Source organism: Streptomyces sp. P9-2B-2 (genome assembly GCF_030406865.1).
GTDB classification, from domain to species: domain Bacteria; phylum Actinomycetota; class Actinomycetes; order Streptomycetales; family Streptomycetaceae; genus Streptomyces; species Streptomyces platensis.
Genome location: NZ_CP129126.1, coordinates 1,175,133 through 1,196,130, shown reverse-complemented (window position 1 = coordinate 1,196,130; position 20,998 = coordinate 1,175,133). Strand labels below are relative to the sequence as shown.

The 20,998-nt window shown below is 74.1% G+C and carries 2 protein-coding genes; both read left to right on the top strand.

Annotation, left to right across the window (positions count from 1 at the left end; all coding sequences use genetic code 11):
* The first annotated feature begins 25 nt into the window (after window positions 1–25).
* Window positions 26–11,017, top strand: coding sequence for a type I polyketide synthase (locus QT196_RS05280; protein ID WP_290354447.1), 10,992 nt, complete (start codon window positions 26–28; stop codon window positions 11,015–11,017).
* Window positions 11,018–11,053: 36 nt separating this feature from the next.
* Window positions 11,054–20,845 (top strand): type I polyketide synthase, encoded by a 9,792-nt coding sequence (locus QT196_RS05275; RefSeq protein ID WP_290354446.1) that lies wholly within the window; start codon window positions 11,054–11,056, stop codon window positions 20,843–20,845.
* The last annotated feature ends 153 nt before the right edge of the window (window positions 20,846–20,998 follow it).

Here is a 20,998-nt window from a genome sequence, read left to right as displayed (position 1 = left end):
GGCGTCACCTGGAGGGCCGCAGCAGATGGCGAATGAGGAGAAGCTCCGCGAGTACCTCAAGCGGATGACGGCCGATCTCTACGAGACGCGTCAACGCCTTCAGGACGCCCAGGAGAAGAGCCATGAACCGCTCGCCATCGTCGGCATGAGCTGCCGGTACCCGGGCGGGGTGGCCTCGCCCGAGGACCTGTGGCGGCTGCTCGACTCCGGTGGCGAGGGAATCACCGGATTCCCCGTCGACCGCGGCTGGGACACCGAGGGTCTGTACGACCCGACGGGCCGGGCCGGGGGCACGTCGTACGCGAAGGAAGGCGGCTTCCTGCACGAGGCGGCCGACTTTGACCCCGCCTTCTTCGGGATCAGCCCCAAGGACGCGCCCGCGGTGGACCCGCAGCAGCGGCTGCTCCTGGAGACCTCCTGGGAGGCTCTGGAGCGGGCCGGGATCGATCCGGCGAGCCTCCGCGGCAGCCGGACCGGTGTGTTCGCCGGGCTCATGTACCACGACTACTTCGGCAGCACGAGTTCCGGTTCCGCGCTCTCCGGCCGGGTCGCCTACCACTTCGGCTTCGAGGGCCCCGCGATCACCGTGGACACCGCGTGCTCGTCGTCGCTGGTGGCGCTGCATCTGGCCGGGCACGCCCTCCGTAAGGGCGACTGCTCACTGGCCCTGGTCGGCGGGGTGACCGTGATGGCCACCCCGTGGACCTTCATCGAGTTCTCCCGGCAGCGCGGGCTGGCCGCGGACGGCCGGTGCAAGTCCTTCGCGGACGCGGCCGACGGCACCGGCTGGGCCGAGGGCGCCGGTGTGCTGCTGGTGGAGAAGCTCTCCGACGCCCGACGGAACGGGCACCCGGTGCTGGCCGTGGTGCGCGGTACCGCGGTGAACTCCGACGGCGCCTCCAACGGGCTGAGCGCCCCGAACGGCCCCGCCCAGCAACGGGTCATCGAACAGGCGCTGGTCAACGCGGGGCTGGCCCCCGGCCAGATCGACGCGGTCGAGGCACATGGCACCGGTACCACCCTCGGTGACCCCATCGAGGCGCAGGCGCTTTTGGCGTCGTACGGGCAGGACCGGGAGCGGCCGCTGTGGCTCGGTTCGGTGAAGTCGAACATCGGGCACACCCAGGCCGCGGCCGGAGTCGCCGGCATCATGAAGATGGTCCTGGCCATGCGGCACGGTGTGCTGCCCAAGACGCTGCATGTGGACCGGCCCTCGACCCATGTGGACTGGACCGCGGGTGCGGTGGAGCTGCTCGCCGAGGCGCGCGAGTGGCCGCAGACCGGGCAGCCTCGACGGGCCGCGGTGTCCTCCTTCGGGTTCAGTGGCACCAACGCGCATGTGGTGCTGGAGCAGGCCGAAGCGGTGGCAGTCGTCGGGACCGAGTCCGAGTCCGAGAGCGAGACGGGGGCTGAGGCTGCGGAGTCGGTGCCGAACGACGGGCCGGTGCCCTGGGTGCTGTCCGCCCGTTCCGAAGAGGCGCTCGCCGCCCAGGCCGGGCGGATCGCGTCGTTCGCCGACGGGCGGCCGGAGGCCACGCCGACGGATATCGGCGGGTCGCTGGTCACCACCCGCTCCGCGCTGGAACACCGTGCGGTGGTCCTCGGCGCCGACCGGGACGGTCTGCTGTCCGCCGCCCGGGGGCTGGCCGCCGGACGGCGCCCGGCCGGAGTGGTCGCCGATGTCGTCGCCGACGGCAAGCTCGGTGTGCTGTTCACCGGGCAGGGTTCCCAACGGGCCGGGATGGGCCGGGAACTGTATGCGACGTACCCGGTGTTCGCCCGCGCCTTCGACGAGGTCTGTGCCGCCTTCGACGGCCGGCTGCCGGAGCCGCTGCGCGAGGTCGTGCACGGTACGAGTGAACTCCTCGACCAGACGCAGTACACCCAGGCCGCCCTGTTCGCCCTCGAGGTCGCGCTGTACCGGCTCACCGAATCCTGGGGCCTGGCGCCGGACCTCCTGATGGGCCACTCCATCGGTGAGATCACCGCCGCCCATGTGGCCGGAGTCTGGTCGCTGGCGGACGCCGCCACCCTGGTGGCGGCCCGTGGCCGGCTGATGCAGGAACTCCCGCCCGGCGGCGCCATGGTGTCGGTACGGGCCACCGAGGACGAGGTCCGTCCCCTGCTGGCGGGCGAGGACCAGGCCGGTCTCGCGGCCGTCAACGGGCCCGAGTCGGTCGTGCTGTCCGGCGACGGGGACGCGGTCGGCCGGATCACCGCGGAACTGTCGTCGCGCGGCCGCAAGGTGAAGCGGCTGCGGGTCAGCCATGCCTTCCACTCGCCGCTGATGGAACCCCTGCTCGACGCCTTCCGCGCGGTCGCGCAAGGCATCACCTACGCCGAGCCCCGGATACCCGTGGTGTCCAACGTGACCGGACGGCTCGCCACCGACCGGGAACTGTGCGACCCCGAATACTGGGTGCGGCACGTCCGCGAGGCGGTGCGCTTCCACGACGGCCTGCTCGCCGGGCACGCCGACGGTGTGACCACCTTTCTCGAACTCGGGCCCGGCGGGGTGCTCTCCGCCATGGGCCAGGACTGCCTGCCGGGGAACGACACCGTCCGGTTCCTGCCCGCCCTGCGCGAGAACCGCACCGAGCCCGTCGCGCTGCTGGAGGCGGTGGGCGGGGCGTACGCCCGTGGCGCCACGGTGGACTGGAACCCGCTGCTCACCGGAGCCCGGCGGGTCGAGCTGCCCACCTATCCCTTCCAGCGGCGGCGGTACTGGCTGGACGAGGCGGACGTCACCGGCGAGCCGGACCGTCCGGCCGCCGCGGACGACGCCCGGTTCTGGGACCTGGTCGCCCGCGATAACCTCCCCGAACTGCTGCACACCCTGGAGCTGGACGAGGACCAGCCGCTCGGCGCGATCCTGCCCGCGCTGTCCGCCTGGCGCCGGCGTCAGGAGCACGAGTCCACGGTGGACAAGTGGGCCTACCGGATCTCCTGGAAGCCGGTACCGACCGGCGCCGCCGCGCTCCACGGCACCTGGCTCCTCGCCGGACCTGACGAGGACGACCCCGTCGCGGCGGCACTCACCGCGCACGGCGCCCACGTGGTACCTCTCGCCCTCGGCGGCAGCCGCGAGGAACTCGCCACCGCCCTGACGGCACTCGACGGCGACATCGCCGGAGTGCTGGCCCGGCCGACCGTCACCGACGCACTGGCGCTGGTACAGGCGCTGGGCGACGCGGGTATCGGCGCGCCCCTGTGGTGTGTCACCAGCGGGGCGGTGTCGACCGGCGCGGCGGACCCGCTGCGGGAGCCGGCACTCGCCCAGGTGTGGGGGCTCGGCCGGACCGTCGCCCTGGAACAGTCCGACCGCTGGGGCGGGCTCATCGACCTGCCCGCCGAACTGGACCGGACCGCGGCGGCCCGGCTCTGTGCCGTCCTCAGCGGCGCCGGGGACGAGGACCAGCTCGCGATCCGGCCGGCCGGAGTATTCGCCCGCCGACTGGTCCGCGCCCGCCTCGACCGGGACGCCGCGCCCTGGAAGCCCCGCGGCACCGTGCTGATCACCGGCGGCACCGGCGCGCTGGGCGCCGCGTGTGCCCGCTGGCTCGCCGCCAACGGGGCCGGGCACCTGGTGCTCACCAGCCGCCGCGGCCCGGACGCCCCCGGCAGCAGCGAACTCGCCGCGGAACTCACCGCACTGGGCGCCGAGGTCACCCTCGCCGCCTGCGACGTGGCCGACCGGGGAAGCCTCACCCGGCTGCTCGACGGCCTGCCCGAAGCTCCCTCGGCGGTGCTGCACATCGCCGGCACCGGCGGGCCCGTTGTGCCGGTCACCGAGCTCGGCGCGGCGGACCTCGACGGGGTCCTCGCCTCCAAGGTCGCCGGTGCGGAGAACCTGGACACCCTCCTTGGCGACCGGCAGCTGGACGCCTTTGTGCTGTTCTCCTCCGTCGCCGGGATCTGGGGCAGCGGCGGCCAGGCCGGTTACGGCGCCGCCAACGCCTACCTCGACGCCCTCGCCGAACAGCGCCGGGCCCGCGGACTCACCGCCACCTCGGTTGCCTGGGCCCCCTGGGGCGGCGACGGCCTCGCGGCGGACGCCGCCGTACAGGACCAGCTCCGTCAGCGCGGACTGCCCGCCATGGCACCGGAACTGGCCATCAGCGCGCTGGCCGCGGCGCTCGGCCAGGACGAGACCTGTCTGACCGTCGCGGACGTCGACTGGGACCGGTTCATCCCCGGCTTCACCTTCGTCCGGCCCAGCCCGCTGTTCGCCGGGGTGCCCGAGGCACGCGGTCTGCTGAGCGGGGGTGACGGCCCGGCGGTCGCCGATTCGGCGCTGCGCCGGGAGCTCGCCGGGCTGACCGACGCCGACCGGGACAAGGCGCTGCTGGACTTCGTCCGCACCCAGATAGCGGACGTCCTCGGCTACGACAGCCCCGAACTCGTCGACCGGGCACGGGCGTTCAAGGATCTGGGCTTCGACTCGCTGAGCGCGGTGGAGTTCCGCAACCGGCTCACCACCGCGTCGGGGCTGACCCTGCCCGCCACGATGATCTTCGACTATCCGACCCCGGCGGTCCTCGTCCGCCATCTCCGGGACGAGATCACGGACTCCGCCGGCACCCCGTCGGCCACCCCGGGCGCCGTCGCGGCATCCGACGAACCCATCGCCATCGTCGGCATGGGCTGCCGGCTGCCCGGCGGGGTCCGCACCCCGGAACAGCTGTGGCAGCTGCTGGCCGAGGGGCGGGACGGGATCACCCCGTTCCCCGCCGACCGGGGCTGGGACACGGAGGGGATGTACGACAGCGACCCCGACCAGGCCGGTGCCAGCTATGTGCGGCACGGCGGTTTCATCGACGGACTGGCCGAATTCGACGCCGGTTTCTTCGAGATCAGCCCGCGTGAGGCGCTCTCGATGGACCCGCAGCAGCGGCTGCTGCTCGAAGTGGCCTGGGAGGCCATCGAGGCCGCCGGGATCGACCCGGCGACCGTGCACGGCACCGACACCGGCGTGTTCGTCGGCGCCAACGGCAACGACTACATGAGTGTCCTGGCCGGCGCCGGACAGGGACCCGACGGATTCCTGGGCACCGGCACCAGCTACAGCGTGATGTCCGGCCGGGTCGCCTACGCCCTCGGCCTCGAAGGCCCCACGATGACCATCGACAGCGCCTGCTCCTCCTCGCTGGTGGCACTGCACCTCGCGGCCGCCGCCCTGCGGTCGGGGGAGTGCTCGCTGGCCCTGGCCGGCGGGGTGACGCTGATGACCACCCCCGGTTCCTTCATCGAGTTCAGCCGGCTGCGCGGACTGGCGCCCGACGGCCGGTGCAAGGCCTTCGCCGAAGGTGCCGACGGCACCAACTGGGGTGAGGGCGTCGGTGTTCTGCTCGTCGAGCGGCTCTCCGACGCGGTGCGCAACGGCCATCCGGTGCTCGCCGTGGTCCGGGGTTCCGCGATCAACCAGGACGGTGCCTCGAACGGCCTGACCGCGCCCAACGGGCCCTCCCAGGCCCGGGTGATCCGGCAGGCCCTCACCGCCGCCGGTCTCCAGGCGTCCGAAGTGGACGCCGTGGAGGCGCACGGCACCGGCACCCGCCTCGGCGACCCCATCGAGGCGCAGGCCCTGCTCAGCACGTACGGGGCGGAGCGCGACGCGGACCGGCCGCTGTGGCTTGGTTCGGTGAAGTCGAACATCGGGCACACCCAGGCCGCCGCCGGGGTCGCCGGCGTGATCAAGATGGTGCTCGCCATGCGGCACGGGCTGCTGCCGCAGACCCTGCACGTGGACGCGCCGTCGACCCATGTGGACTGGTCCAGCGGCGCGGTGGAACTGGTGACCGCGCCCCGGACCTGGCCCGAACTGGACCGGCCCCGGCGGGCCGGGGTGTCCTCCTTCGGCTTCAGCGGCACCAACGCCCATCTGATCCTGGAGCAGGCCCCGGACCTTCCGGCGCCTCCCGTGGACGACGCGGTGGCGGACGGACCGCTGCCCTGGGTGCTCTCCGGCAAGACCCCGCAGGCACTGGCCGCCCAGGCCGCCCGGCTCGCGGAGCACCTCACGGCCGCCCCGGACACCGCGCCCGGCGACCTCGCCTGGTCGCTGCTCACCTCCCGGTCGGCGTTCGAGCACCGGGCCGCGGTGATCGGCACGGACCTTGACGACCTCCGGCGCGGACTGGCGGCGCTCGCCTCCGGTGCCGCCGGAGCCGAGGTGGTGACCGGCACGGCCACCACCGGTGCGCTCGCGGTGATGTTCACCGGCCAGGGCGCCCAGCGGGTCGGCATGGGCGCCGGACTCCACCGCCGCTACCCGGTCTTCGCGCGGGCCTTCGACGAGGCCGCCGCCGAACTGGACCGGTGGCTGCCCCGCCCGCTCCGGGAAATCGTCTGGGCCGAACCCGGCTCCCCGGACGCCGCGTTACTGGACCGCACCCAATACACCCAGGCCGCCCTGTTCGCGGTCGAGGTCGCGCTGTACCGCCTGCTGGAGTCCTGGGGCGTCCGCCCCGACCGGCTGGTCGGCCACTCCATCGGTGAAGTGGTCGCGGCCCATGTGGCCGGGGTGTGGTCCCTGCCGGACGCCTGCGCCCTGGTCGCCGCGCGCGGCCGGCTGATGCAGGAACTGCCCGCCGAGGGCGCGATGGTGTCCGTCCGCACCACCGAGGACGAGGTCACCGCACTGCTCGCCGGACGCGCGCACGAGGTCGGTATCGCGGCCGTGAACGGCCCCGCCTCCGTGGTCATCTCGGGAGCGGAGAAGGCCGTACTGGAGGTCGCGGAAACCCTCGCCGCCGCGGGCGTCACCACCAAGCGGCTGGCGGTCAGCCACGCCTTCCACTCCCCGCTGATGGAACCGATGCTGGACGCCTTCCGACAGACCGTGGCCGGGCTGACCTTCCGGCCGCCGTGGATGGAGATCGTGTCCAACGTGACCGGCCGGCCGCTCACCGCGGAGGAGGCGTGCTCGCCGGACTACTGGGTCGGCCATGTCCGCGGCGCGGTGCGGTTCTGCGACGGGGTGCGCGCCCTGGAAGCCGCCGGGGTGCGGACCTTCCTCGAAGTCGGCCCGGACGGCGTGCTGTCCGGAATGGGCCAGGAGTGTGTGACCGGCGATGACACCGTGCTGGTGCCGACGCTGCGCCGGGACCGCGCCGAGGACGGGGCCGCGGTGACCGCACTGGCCCGGCTGCGGCTGCGCTGTGTCCCGGCCGACTGGACGGCCTTCTTCTCCGGACGCGGTGTGCGGCGGGTGGATCTGCCCACCTACGCCTTCCAGGGCGAGCGCTACTGGCCGCGGCCGTCCGGTACGGCCGGTGATGTCACCGCCGCCGGACTGGGCGCCGCCGGTCATCCGCTGCTCGGCGCCGCCGTCGCGGTGGCCGGCTCCGACGAGGTCCTGTTCACCGGGCGGATCGGCACCCACAGCCACCCCTGGCTCGCCGACCACACCATCGGCGACCTGGTCCTGCTGCCCGGCACCGCGTTCGTCGAGATGGCGGTACGCGCCGGTGACGAGGTCGGCTGCGGTCTGCTGGAGGAACTGACACTGGCGGCGCCGCTGGCGCTGCCCGCACGGGGAGCGGTCCGGCTCCAGGTCGTGGTCGGTGCCGCCGACGAGGACGGCCGCCGCTCGCTGAGCGTGCACTCCCAGCCGGAGTCGGACGCCGCCGGGCAGGACTGGACCCAGCACGCCACCGGAGTCCTGGCCCCCGCCGGCGCCCCCGGCGGCCACGCGGAAACCGTCTGGCCCCCGGCCGGTGCCGAGCCCGTCGACACCGCGGACTACTACCCGCAGCTGGCCGAGGCCGGGATGCACTACGGCCCGGTCTTCCAGGGCCTGCGGGCGGCCTGGCGGCGCGGTGAGGAGGTCTTCGCCGAGGTCGCACTGCCCGAGGCGGCGGCCGAGGACGCCGCTTCCTTCGGGCTGCACCCCGCCCTGCTGGACGCCGCGCTGCACGCGGCCGGGCTGGGCTCCTTCTTCGCCGAGGAAGGGGGCGCACGGCTCCCGTTCGCCTGGAGCGGTCTGACGCTGCACGCGGGCGGTGCCGCCACCTTGCGGGTGCGGATCGCTCCGGCCGGTAAGGACGCCGTTTCGGTGGCCGCGGCGGACGAGACGAACACCCCGGTCGCCACCGTGGAGTCCCTGGTCCTGCGCCGGCAAGACCCGGCCGCCACGGTCGCTGTACCGTCGCTGCCCGACTCGCTGTACCGGATCGACTGGCCGGCGGTCGCCGCCGAACCCGACGGCACCACGGCCTGGGCGACCCTCGGAACGCTCGACGAGGCACCCGAGACGGCCGTTCGCTACGCCGACCTGGCCGCGCTGACCACCGCGCTCGACACCGGCACCCCGGCGCCGGAGGTGGTACTCGTCCCGTGCGTCGGCGACACCGGTGTCGATGAACTCCCTGTTGTGATACGCCAGTTGACCGGCCGGATGCTGGAGCTGGCGCGCGACTGGCTGGCCGATGACCGCCTGGAGGGCACGACACTGGCCGTGGTCACCCGGGGCGCGGTCGCGGTGCACGCCGACGAGGGCATCGCGGATCTCGTCGCCGCCCCGGTCTGGGGCCTGCTCCGGTCCGCGCAGTCGGAGAACCCGGAGCGGATCGTCCTGATCGACTCGGACGGTTCGGGCGGCCCGGACGCGCTCGCCGCGGCGCTCGGCTCCGGTGAACCCCAACTCGCCGTACGTGAAGCAGAGTTGCGGACCCCGCGACTGGCCTCGCTCGCCTCCGGCGGCACGCTGGTGCCACCGGCCCCGGGCACGGCCTGGAAGCTGGATGTCACCAGCTCCGGTACGTTCGACAACCTCGCGCTGGTGCCCTCGGACGCGGACCGCCCACTGGTCCCCGGCGAGGTCCGGATCGGGGTGCGGGCGGCCGGGCTGAACTTCCGAGACGTCATGATCGCGCTCGGGATGTACCCGGAGAAGGCGGCCATGGGCATCGAGGCCGCCGGTGTCGTACTCGAAGTCGGCCCCGAGGTCACCGCCTTCGCCCCCGGCGACCGGGTGATCGGCATGTTCGCCGGTGCGTTCGGACCGGTGGCCATCACCGACAACCGCATGCTGGCGCGGATCCCCGACGACTGGTCCTACGTCCGGGCCGCCTCGGTACCGATCGTCTTCTCCACCGCCTACTACGGCCTGGTGGAACTCGGCGGACTCCAGGCCGGGGAGTCCGTACTGGTGCACAACGCGGCCGGCGGTGTCGGCATGGCCGCCGTACAGCTGGCCCGGCACCTCGGCGCGGAGGTCTTCGGTACGGCCAGCGCCGGAAAGTGGGACACCCTGCGCGCGAGCGGTCTCGACGAGGGGCACCTCGCCTCCTCCCGTGACCTGGACTTCGAGGAGAAGTTCCGCCGCACCACCGGCGGCCGCGGCATGGACGTCGTGCTGGACGCGCTGGCCCGCGAGTTCGTGGACGCCTCGCTGCGCCTGCTGCCGCACGGCGGCCGGTTCCTGGAAATGGGCAAGACCGATGTGCGCACCCCCGAGGACGTCGCGGCCGCCTACCCCGGGGTGGAGTACCAGGCCTTCGACCTGATGGGCGCCGGACCGCAGCGGGTCGGCGAGGTCCTGCGGGAGGTGGTGCGCCTGCTCGACTCCGGTGCGCTGCGCCCGGTCCCGGTCACCACCTGGGATGTCCGACGGGCCCCGGACGCCTTCCGGTACCTCGCCAAGGCCCGGCACACCGGCAAGATCGTGCTGACCATGCCGGAAACCCTCGCCGAAGGCGGCACGGTCCTCGTCACCGGCGGCACCGGCACCCTCGGCGGACTGGCCGCCCGGCGCCTGGTGCGCGAACACGGCGTGCGGCACCTCCTGTTGACCAGCCGCACCGGCCGGGCGGCGGACGGCGCACCGGAGCTGGAGAGCGAACTGCGCGCACTCGGCGCCGAGGTGGAGATCGCCGCCTGCGACGCGGCCGACCGCACGGCGCTGCGCGAACTGCTCGACGGCATCCCCGCCGACCGTCCGCTGACCGCGGTGGTGCACACCGCCGGAGTCCTGGACGACGGGGTGATCGGCTCGCTGACCCCGGAACGGCTCGACACGGTGCTGCGGCCCAAGGCCGACGCCGCGGTGAACCTGCACGAACTCACCGCCGGCCAGGACCTCGCCGCCTTCGTTCTCTACTCCGCCGCCGCCGGCACCTTCGGCGGCGCCGGGCAGGGCAACTACGCGGCGGCGAATGTGTTCCTGGACGCGCTGGCCGCGTACCGGCGGGCCAACGGCCTGCCCGGCACCGCGCTGGCCTGGGGACTGTGGACGGAGACCAGCGGTATCACCCGGCACCTCGGCGAGGCCGATGTCCGGCGGATGAGCCGGGCCGGCATGCCGCCGCTGTCCACGGAAGAGGGCATGACGCTCTTCGACGCGGCACTGCGGGCCGACGAACCGACGATGCTGCCGGCCCGGCTGGACGTCTCGGTGTTCCGCGGCGCCCCCGCCGAGGCCGTACCCCCACTGCTGCGCGGGCTGGTGCGGACACCGGCCCGGCGGACGGTGGCGGCGGCCACCCGCTCGGCGGACGACTTCGCCCAGCGGCTGACCGGCCTGACCGCCGACGAGATCGACGGTGTGCTGCTGGACTTCGTCCGGGAACAGGCCGCGGCCGTCCTCGGCCACGGCTCGCCGGCCTCGGTGGAACCGGGCCGGGCGTTCAACGAGATGGGCTTCGACTCGCTGACCGCGGTCGAGTTCCGCAACCGGCTGAACGGGGCCGCCGGACTCCGGCTGCCCGCCACGCTGGTCTTCGACTACCCCAACGCGGACGTGCTGGCGGCGCACCTCAAGGAGACGCTGGCCCCCGAGGCCGCCGATCCGGCCGCCGTGGTGCTCGGCGAACTCGAACGGCTGGCGGGCGCCCTTGCCGGGCTCTCCCCGGACGAGGGCGCCGGAGCCTCCATCACCAGCCGGTTGCAGGCCCTCACCAAAGCCTGGGAGGACCGGCGGTCCACGGCCGGCCCCACCGATGTCAAGGACAGGCTCCAAGCGGCGAGCACCGACGAGGTCTTCGCGTTCATCAACGACGAACTCGGACTCTCCTGATGCACAAGCCGGAGACCGACAAGGAAGGCGCGCCTGATGGCGGATGAAGAGAAGCTGGTCGACTATCTCAAGCGGGTCGCGGCTGATCTGCACGACACCCGGCAGCGCCTGCGCGAGGCCGAGGAGAAGGGCCGGCAGCCGCTCGCGATCATCGGCATGAACTGCCGCTACCCGGGGGCCGCTACCCCGGAGCAGCTCTGGGACCTGGTCGCCGCCGGTGGCGACCCGATCTCCGACTTCCCCGCCGACCGCGGCTGGGACACCGACGAGCTGTACGACGCCGACCCGGAGAAATCCGGCAAGAGCTATGTCAAGCAGGGCGGATTCGTCTACGACGCGATCGACTTCGATGCCGCGTTCTTCGGCATCAGCCCGCGCGAGGCGCTCGCGATGGACCCCCAGCAGCGGGTGGTCCTGGAAGCCGCCTGGGCGGCCTTCGAAGACGCGCGGATCGACCCGTCCAGTGCGCGGGGCAGCGACACCGGGGTCTTCTTCGGTGCCAGCGGCGCCGAGTACGTGCCGGTGATCCAGCAGCTCCCGGACGCGTCCGAGGGCTACACGATGACCGGCGTGGCCAGCAGCGTGCTGTCCGGCCGGGTCTCATACTCCTTCGGCTTCGAGGGCCCCGCGGTGACCGTGGACACCGCATGCTCGTCGTCGCTGGTCGCCCTGCACATGGCCGCCCAGGCGCTGCGGCACGGGGAGTGCTCCCTGGCGCTGGCCGGCGGGGTCACGGTGATGGGCACCCCCGGGGTGTTCACCAGCTTCTCCCGGCAGCGCGGACTGTCCCCGGACGGGCGCTGCAAGGCCTTCGCTGCCGGGGCCGACGGCACCGGCTGGGCGGAGGGTGTCGGGGTGGTGCTCGTCGAGCGGCTCTCCGACGCGCTCCGCAACGGCCATCCGGTGCTCGCGGTGCTGCGGGGTTCCGCGGTGAACCAGGACGGCGCCTCGAATGGCCTGACCGCGCCCAACGGGCCGTCCCAGATACGGGTCATCCGCCGGGCCCTGGAGAACGCGGGCATCACCGCGGCCCAGGTCGACGCGGTCGAGGCGCACGGCACCGGCACCACCCTCGGTGACCCCATCGAGGCGCAGGCGCTGCTCGCCACGTACGGCAAGGCACGGTCCACCGAACGGCCGCTGTGGCTCGGCTCGGTCAAGTCCAACATCGGGCACGCCCAGCAGGCCGCCGGTATCGCCGGTGTGATCAAGATGGTCATGGCGCTGCGCCACCGGGTACTGCCGAAGACCCTGCACGTGGACGCGCCCACCCCGCATGTGGACTGGGAGTCCGGCGCGGTGGAACTGCTCACCGAGGCCAAGCCGTGGGAGAGCGCCGACCATCCGCGGCGCGCCGGGGTGTCCTCGTTCGGCATCAGCGGCACCAATGTGCACCTCATCCTGGAGGAGGCACCCGACGCCGACGCCGAGGCCGCCGGGGAGCCCCCGGCCCAGGCCCCGGGCCTCGCCGCGACCGGCACCGTGCCCTGGATCCTGTCCGGTGCGACGGCCGGGGCACTGCGGGCCCAGGCCGCACAGCTCCGGGCCTTCGTGGCGGACCGGCCGGAGCTGGACCCGGCCACCGTCGGATACTCCCTGGCCACCACCCGGGCCGCCCTGGAGCACCGGGCGGTCGTGGTCGGCGCGGACCGCGCGGAGCTGCTCGGCGGGCTGACCGCGCTGGAACACGGTGAACCCGCCGGAAACCTGGTGGAGGGCGTCACCGGCAGCCGGGGCAAGGCCGCCTTCCTCTTCCCCGGCCAGGGCGCGCAGTGGGCCGGTATGGCCGTGGAACTTCTGGACTCCGCCCCGGTGTTCGCCGCCCGGATACGGGAGTGCGAGACCGCGCTGTCGGCGTTCACCGACTGGTCGCTGACCGACGTCCTGCGGGGCGCGGAGGGCGCACCGGGCTTCGACCGGGTGGATGTGGTGCAGCCCGCGCTGTGGGCGGTGATGGTCTCGCTGGCCGCGCTGTGGCAGTCCTGCGGCGTCACCCCCTCCGCCGTGGTCGGGCACAGTCAGGGCGAGATCGCCGCCGCCTGTGTGGCCGGGGCCCTGTCCCTGGAGGACGCGGCCCGGGTGGTGGCTCTGCGCAGCAAGACCCTGATCGAACTGGCCGGACACGGCGGCATGGTGTCCGTCCCGCTGCCGCTGGAGCAGGTCGAGGAGCGGCTGCGGGCCTGGGGCGAGCGGCTGTCCGTCGCCGCGGTCAACGGGCCGGGCTCGGTGGTCGTCTCCGGTGAACCGCAGGCCCTGCAAGAGCTGCTGGACGGCTGCGCGGCCGACGGGGTGCGCGCCCGCCGGATCGATGTGGACTACGCCTCGCACTCGGCACAGGTGGCGCAGATCCGGGAACGGCTGCTGGAGGTGCTCGCCCCGGTCCGCCCGCGGGCCGCCGACATCCCGGTGTACTCCACGCTCACCGGGGACTGGCTGGACACCACGACCATGGACGCGGAGTACTGGTACCGCAGTCTGCGGCAGACCGTACTGTTCGAGCCGGCCGTCCGCGGTCTGCTCGACGCGGGCTACGGCACCCTGATCGAGGTCAGCGCGCACCCCGTCCTCGCGCTCGGCGTGCAGGACACCATCGAGGCCACCGGCCGGTCCGCGCTGGTCACCGGTTCGCTGCGGCGCGACGAGGGCGGGGTGGCCCGGTTCCTCACCTCGCTCGGGCAGGTGTATGTCCACGGGCAGAGCCCGGACTGGGCCGCCGTGTTCGCCGGGGCCGCGCACGGGACGGCCGCCTTGCCGACCTACGCCTTCGAGCGGCAGCGGTACTGGCCGAAGGGCACGATGACCGCGGCCGGGGACGCCGCCGGCTTCGGGCTGAGCGCCGCCCGCCACCCGCTGCTCGGCGCCGTGGTGACCCTCGCCGACGACGAAGGAGTGCTGTTCACCGGGCGGCTGTCGCTGTCCACCCACGCCTGGCTGGCCGACCATGTGGTCGCCGGGCGGGCGGTCCTGCCCGGCACCGCGTTCGTGGAACTGGCCGTGCGCGCCGGTGACGAGGTCGGCTGCGAGGTCCTGGAGGAACTCACCCTCGCGGCCCCGCTGGTACTGCCCGACCGGGGCGGCATCCGGCTCCAGCTCGCCGTCGGCGGGCCCGACGGCTCCGGCCGCCGTGAGCTGAACGTGCGCTCCCGGCCGGAGGACGCACCCGACGAGGAGCCCTGGACCACCCACGCCACCGGCACCCTCGCCACCGGCGCGGGCGCCGCAGTCGCGCGCGCGGAGTCCTGGCCGCCCGAGGGAGCCGAACCCGTCGAGTGCGACGGGCTCTACGAACGGTTCGAGGGCACCGGTCTGTCCTACGGCCCGGTGTTCCGGGGCCTGCGCGCGGTGTGGCGACGCGGCGGCGAGCTGTTCGCCGAGGTCGCGCTGCCCGAGGCGGCCGAGGACGAGGGCGCCGCGTTCGGACTGCATCCCGCGCTGCTGGACGCGGCCCTGCACCCGCTCGCCCTCGGCGGGTTCGTCGAGGACGGAAGCGGGGACCGGCCGTGGCTGCCGTTCGCCTGGTCCGGGGTGCGCCTGCACGCCGCGGGCGCCGGCACCGTGCGGGTACGGCTGTCCCCGACGGGCCCGAACGCGCTCGCGGTGACCGTCGCGGACGCCACCGGAGCCCCGGTCGCCTCGGTGGCCTCCCTGACGCTGCGTCAGCTGACCTCCGACACGCTCGACGCAACCCGCCCCACCTTCCACGACGCGCTCTTCCGGGTCGACTGGACTCCGGCGCCGGTCCCGGCGGAAACCCCCGCCGGTACGGTCGCCCTGCTCGGCGCGGCCGGGCCGGGCCACCGCGCGGCACTCGAAGCGGCCGGCTCCCGGGTCGACGAGTACCCGGAACTGGCCGCGCTGCTCCGCGCCATGGACGCCGGTGCGCCGGTCCCCGACGCCGTGCTCGTCTCCTGCGCCCCGCCGGAGGCCCCCGAGGTCACCGCGGCGGTGCGGGAGGCGACCGGCCGGCTGCTCACGCTCGCCCAGGACTGGCTGGCCGAGGAGCGGTTCGCCGACGCCCGGCTGGTGATCGCCACCCAGGGCGCGGTGGCCACCGAGCCAGGGGCGGACCTGACGGATCTGGTGCACGCCCCGGTCTGGGGCCTGCTGCGCACCGCTCAGTCCGAACACCCCGGCCGGTTCGTCCTCCTGGACTCCGACGGGCTGGAGACCTCCGCCCGTGCGCTGCCCGCCGCGCTGGCCCTCGGCGCGGACCAGCTCGCCCTGCGGGCCGGTGAGATCCGGCTGCCGCGGCTGGCCAGGATGGCCGTATCCGCCGCCCCCGCACCCGAGTTCACCCCCGGCGGCACCGTACTGATCACCGGCGGCACCGGAACCCTGGGCGCGCTGTTCGCCCGTCATCTGGTGGCCGAGCACGGCGTCCGGCACCTCCTGCTGACCAGCCGCAGCGGCAGCACGGCCAAGGGCGCGGCCGTGCTGACGGCCGAACTGCGGGAACTCGGCGCCGAAGTCGAGATCGCCGCCTGCGACGCGGCCGACCGTACGGCGCTGCGCGCACTGCTCGCCGACATCCCCGCCGACCGTCCGCTGACCGGCGTGATCAGCGCCGCCGGCACCCTGGACGACGGGGTGCTGGAGTCGCTGAACCAGGAGCGCCTGGACGCGGTGATGCGGCCCAAGGTGGACGCCGCCTGGCATCTGCACGAGCTGACCCGGGACCTCGACCTGGCGGCCTTCGTGGTGTTCTCCTCCGCCGCCGGTGTCCTCGGCGGCTCCGGGCAGGCCAACTACGCGGCCGCCAACGCCTTCGTCGACGCCCTCGCCGCACACCGGCGGGCCGCCGGGCTGCCCGCGCTCTCCCTGGCCTGGGGCCGCTGGACGGAGGCGAGCGGTCTGACCGAGGCACTGGACGAGGCCGCGCTCGCCCGGATGTCCCGCTCCGGCATGACCGGACTGTCCACGGCACAGGGCGTCGCACTGTTCGACGTGGCACGCGCCGCGGGGGACGCACTGCTGGTCCCCGCCCGCCTCGACCTCGCCGCACTGCGGCAGCAGGCCGGTTCCGGGATGGTGCCCGAACTGCTGCGCGGCCTGGTCCGGATGCCCGGCCGACGGCAGGTGGACAGCGGCGCCGCCGCCACCTCCGAACTGCGCGAGCGCCTGGCCGGGATGTCCGCGGCGGAACGGGACCGCACCCTGCTCGATCTGGTCCGCGCCCAGGTCGCGGCCGTGCTCGGCTACGCCGGTCCGCAATCCGTGGAATCCGCCCGGCCGTTCAAGGAGATCGGCTTCGACTCACTGACCGCGGTCGAGCTGCGCAACCGGCTCGGCGCGGCGGTCGGCCTCCGGCTGCCCGCGACCCTGGTGTTCGACTATCCGACCCCGCTGGAGCTCGCCGGGTTCGTCCGGGACGAACTGCTGGGCGCGGCCGCCGGCACCCCGGCCGGTGCACCCGCCGCCGTCCGCGCCGACGAGCCGATCGCCATCATCGGCATGAGCTGTCGCTACCCCGGTGGCGTCGACTCACCGGAGAAGCTGTGGCAGCTGCTGACCAGCGGCACGGACGCGGTGTCCGCCTTCCCCGCGGACCGGGGCTGGGACATGGAACGCCTCTTCGACCCGGACCCGGACCACCCGGGCACCAGCTACTGCACCGAGGGCGGATTCCTCTACGACGCGGCGCGGTTCGACGCCGGCTTCTTCGGGATCAGCCCGAAGGAGGCCCTGGCGATGGACCCGCAGCAGCGGCTGCTGCTGGAGACCGCCTGGGAGACCTTCGAGCGCGCCGGGATCGACCCGGCGGCGCTGAAGGGCAGCGGCACCGGTGTCTTCGCCGGGGTGATGTACAACGACTACGGCATGCTGACCGCCGCGTCCGAACAGCTCGACGGCTATGTGGGCGTCGGCGTCGCCGGTGGCGCCGTCTCCGGCCGGATCTCCTACACCTTCGGCCTGGAGGGCCCCGCGGTCACCGTGGACACGGCCTGTTCGTCCTCGCTGGTCGCCCTGCATCTCGCGGTACAGGCCCTGCGGCAGGGGGAGTGCTCCCTCGCGCTGGCCGGCGGGGTGTCGGTGATGGCGACGCCGGGCACCTTCATCGACTTCTCCCGGCAGCGCGGGCTCGCCCCGGACGGCCGGTGCAAGTCCTTCGCGGACGCGGCCGACGGCGCCGGCTGGGCCGAGGGCGCGGGTGTCCTGCTCGTCGAGCGGCTGTCCGACGCGGTGCGCAACGGGCACCCGGTCCTCGCCGTGGTGCGGGGCTCCGCGGTGAACCAGGACGGCGCCTCCAACGGGATGACCGCACCGAACGGCCCGTCCCAGCAGCGGTTGATCCGCCAGGCCCTGGCCAACGCCCGGCTAAGCGCCGACCAGATCGACGCGGTGGAGGCACACGGCACCGGCACCACCCTCGGTGACCCCATCGAGGCACAGGCCCTGCTGGCGACCTACGGGCAGGACCGGCCCGAGGACCACCCGATGTGGCTCGGCTCGATCAAGTCCAACATCGGGCACACCCAGGCCGCGGCCGGTGTGGCCGGGGTGATGAAGATGGTCCTCGCCATGCAGCACGGCGTACTGCCCCGGACCCTGCACGTGGACCGGCCCTCCACCCACGTGGACTGGGAGTCCGGCGCGGTCGAGCTGCTCACCGAGGCCCGCGAGTGGCCGGAGACCGGACAGCCCAGGCGGGCCGCGGTCTCCTCGTTCGGGATCAGCGGCACCAACGCGCATCTGATCCTGGAACAGCCCTCGGCGGCCCGTACCCCGGCCGCCGCCGGTACCGGGCCGACCCCCGCGGTGCTGCCGTGGGTGCTCTCCGCACACTCGGCCCAGGCCCTGCGGGCCCAGGCCGGACGGCTGGCCGCCCTCGCCGAGAGCGACCCTGACCCGGTGGACGTGGGCTTCTCCCTGGTGTCGACCCGGTCCGCGCTACGGCACCGCGCCGTGTTGGTCGGGGACCGGGAGGCACTGCTCACCGGCGCCCGGGCGCTGGCCGCGGGGACGCACCCGGCGGGTGTGGTCTCCGGGGTCGCCGGGGAGGGCCGGATCGGGGTGCTCTTCACCGGTCAGGGTGCCCAGCGGCTCGGGATGGGCCGGGAACTCCACGCGGCCCACCCGGTGTTCGCCCGGGCCTGGGACGAGGTGTGCGCGGCCTTCGACGCCCTGCTGCCCCGGCCGTTGCGCGAGGTGGTGTGGGCCGCACCGGACACCCCCGAGGCGGCCCTGCTGGATGAGACCCAGTACGCCCAGGCCGCGCTGTTCGCCGTCGAGGTGGCGCTGTTCCGGCTGGTGGAGTCCCTCGGCGTGGTTCCGGACGCCCTGCTGGGCCACTCCATCGGTGAGGTCACCGCGGCCCATCTCGCGGGCGTCTGGTCGCTCGCGGACGCGGCGAAGCTGGTCGCGGCCCGCGGCCGGCTCATGCAGAGCCTGCCCACCGGCGGCGTGATGGTCGCCGTACGGGCCCCTGAGGACGTGGTGCTGCCGCTGCTCTCCGGCCAGGTGAGCATCGCCGCGGTGAACGGGCCGGAGGCCGTGGTGCTCTCCGGCGCCGAGGCCCCGGTGACCGCACTCGCCGCGGCCCTGGCCGACAAGGGATACCGCACCAAACAGCTCCGGGTCAGCCATGCGTTCCACTCGCCGCTGATGGATCCCGTCCTGGACGAGTTCCGCACCATCGCCGAAAGCCTGACCTACGCCGCACCACGTCTCCCCGTGGTGTCCAACCTGACCGGCCGGCTCGCCGAACCGGACCAGCTGTGCGACCCCGGCTACTGGGTCCGGCACATCCGGGAAGCCGTGCGCTTCCACGACGGCATGCAGGCGCTGCACGCCGAGGGGCTGGACACCTTCCTCGAACTCGGCCCCGGCGGTGTGCTCAGCGCCATGGGCCAGGAGAGCCTGCCCGGCGGGGAGTTCCTGCCCGCGCTGCGCAAGGACCGGGCGGAGGACGAGGCGCTGCTCCAGGCCCTGGCCGGTGCCCATGTCCGCGGCGCGGCCGTGGACTGGCTCCCGCTGTACGGCGGTGGCCACCGGGTCGCCCTGCCCACCTATGCCTTCCAGCGGCAGCGGTTCTGGCCCGAGGCCGACGGCCCGGCCGGTGACGGCCGCCCGGACGCATCGGACCCGGTCGAGGCCCGCTTCTGGGAGCTGGTGGAACAGGAGGACCTCGGCGCCCTGCTGCGTACCCTGGACCTCGACGAGAACCAGCCGCTCAGCGCGCTGCTGCCGGCCCTGTCCGCCCTCCGCCGCGGCGAGTCCGCGGCGGACGGCACGCGCTACCGGGCCGACTGGCACGCGGTCAGCGAACTGTCCACGGCCGAACTGTCCGGCGCCTGGGCGCTGCTCGTCCCGGAGCGGCACCTGGAGGGGGACTGCGCACGGTCGGTCGCCGAGGCGCTGCGGGCGCACGGCGCCGAGGTACGGCAGCTCACCGTGACCGGCGCGGACGCCGACCGGGAACGGCTGACCGGGCTGCTCGCCGGACTCCCGGCGGGAATCGCCGGAGTGGTCTCCCTGTGGGCGCTGGACGAGCAGCCGCATCCGGAGCACCCCTCGGTGCCGTCCGGCGTGGCCGGGACCGTGGCCCTGACCCAGGCGCTCGACGACGCGGCGCCGGGAGCACCGCTGTGGTGTCTGACCCGGGGCGCGGTCTCGCTGACCCGTACGGGCCGTACGGCCGGAACGGCAGCGGCGCTGGTGTGGGGCCTCGGCCGGGCGATCGCCGCGGCCCGGACCGGACACCGGGGCGGCCTGATCGATCTCCCGGACACCCTGGACTCGCGTCAAGGCGCCTGGCTGGCCCAGCTGCTGGCCGACGCCGACGGCGAGGACGAGCTGGCCCTGCGCCCCTCCGGGGTCTTCGCCCGCCGGCTCGGCCACGCGGGCCGGGGCGCCGCCCACCGCCCCTGGCGACCCACCGGCACCGTGCTGCTCGCCGGTGAACTGGGCGCCGCCGGCGCGCCGGTCGCCCGCTGGCTGGCCCGCAACGGCGCCGCGCATCTGCTGGTGCCCCCGGCACTCGCGGGGGAGTCCCTCGGCGTCCCGGTGACCGTCATCGACGAGGCACTGACGGACCGCGAGGCGGTGGCCCGCCTGTTGGGCCGCGTCCCCGCGGAGCATCCACTGAGCACCGTCGTGCACGGCATCGACAGCGCCGAGGACCAGCCGGTCGGCTCCGCCAGCGTCGCCCAATTCGGTCAGGTGCTGGAGCGGGCGGTGCGCGAGTCCGAGAATCTGCACGAACTCGCCCACGACGCCGCCGCGTTCGTCCTGCTCGCCCCGGCGGCGAGCACCTGGGGCGATCCGTCGCAGGCCGCGGTCACCGCGGCGGGCGCGTACCGCGAGGAACTGGTGCGCCGGCGCCGGGCCGAAGGGCTCAGCGGGACAGTGCTCTGCTGGGACGGCGCGCCCTCCCCGGACAGCGTGTTCGCCCGGGCGGTCGAGTGCGGCGAGCAGACCGTCACGGTCGCCGAGGCGGACTGGGCGGAACTCGCCGTCACCCGGACCGGTTCGCTGCTGCGCGCCCTGCCCGAGGTGCGCCGGCCCGCCCAGGAGCCCGCCGCGGACGCCGGGGACGAGGTGGACCCGGAGGCGCTGCGGGCCTATCTGAAGGAGCTGGACGCGGCGGGCCGGCAGGAAACCCTGCTGGAAATCGCCTGCGGTGTGGCGGCCCGGGCACTGGGACACGAAAGCGCCGCAGCGGTCGAACCCGACCTCGATTTCCTCGATGCCGGATTCAATTCGCTGTCCGCGGTCGAATTCCGTAATGCACTGAACCGGATCACCGGACTGTCGCTGCCCGCTGCGCTTGTCTACGATTATCCGACCCCCCACGCGGTCGTCGAGTTCCTGGAATCCGAACTCGCCTGACACCGCCCGGGTGTTGTTCAGGTCCTCGCCGGACGGGCCCGGCCCGTCCGGCTAACCGGCCTTCCCCTGGGCCGGTTCGGGGTACTAAGGGGTTCCTTAGGGGTGTTCCGGCTCCTGGGACGGCTCATACGCTGCGTGCACCGACACGCTCAG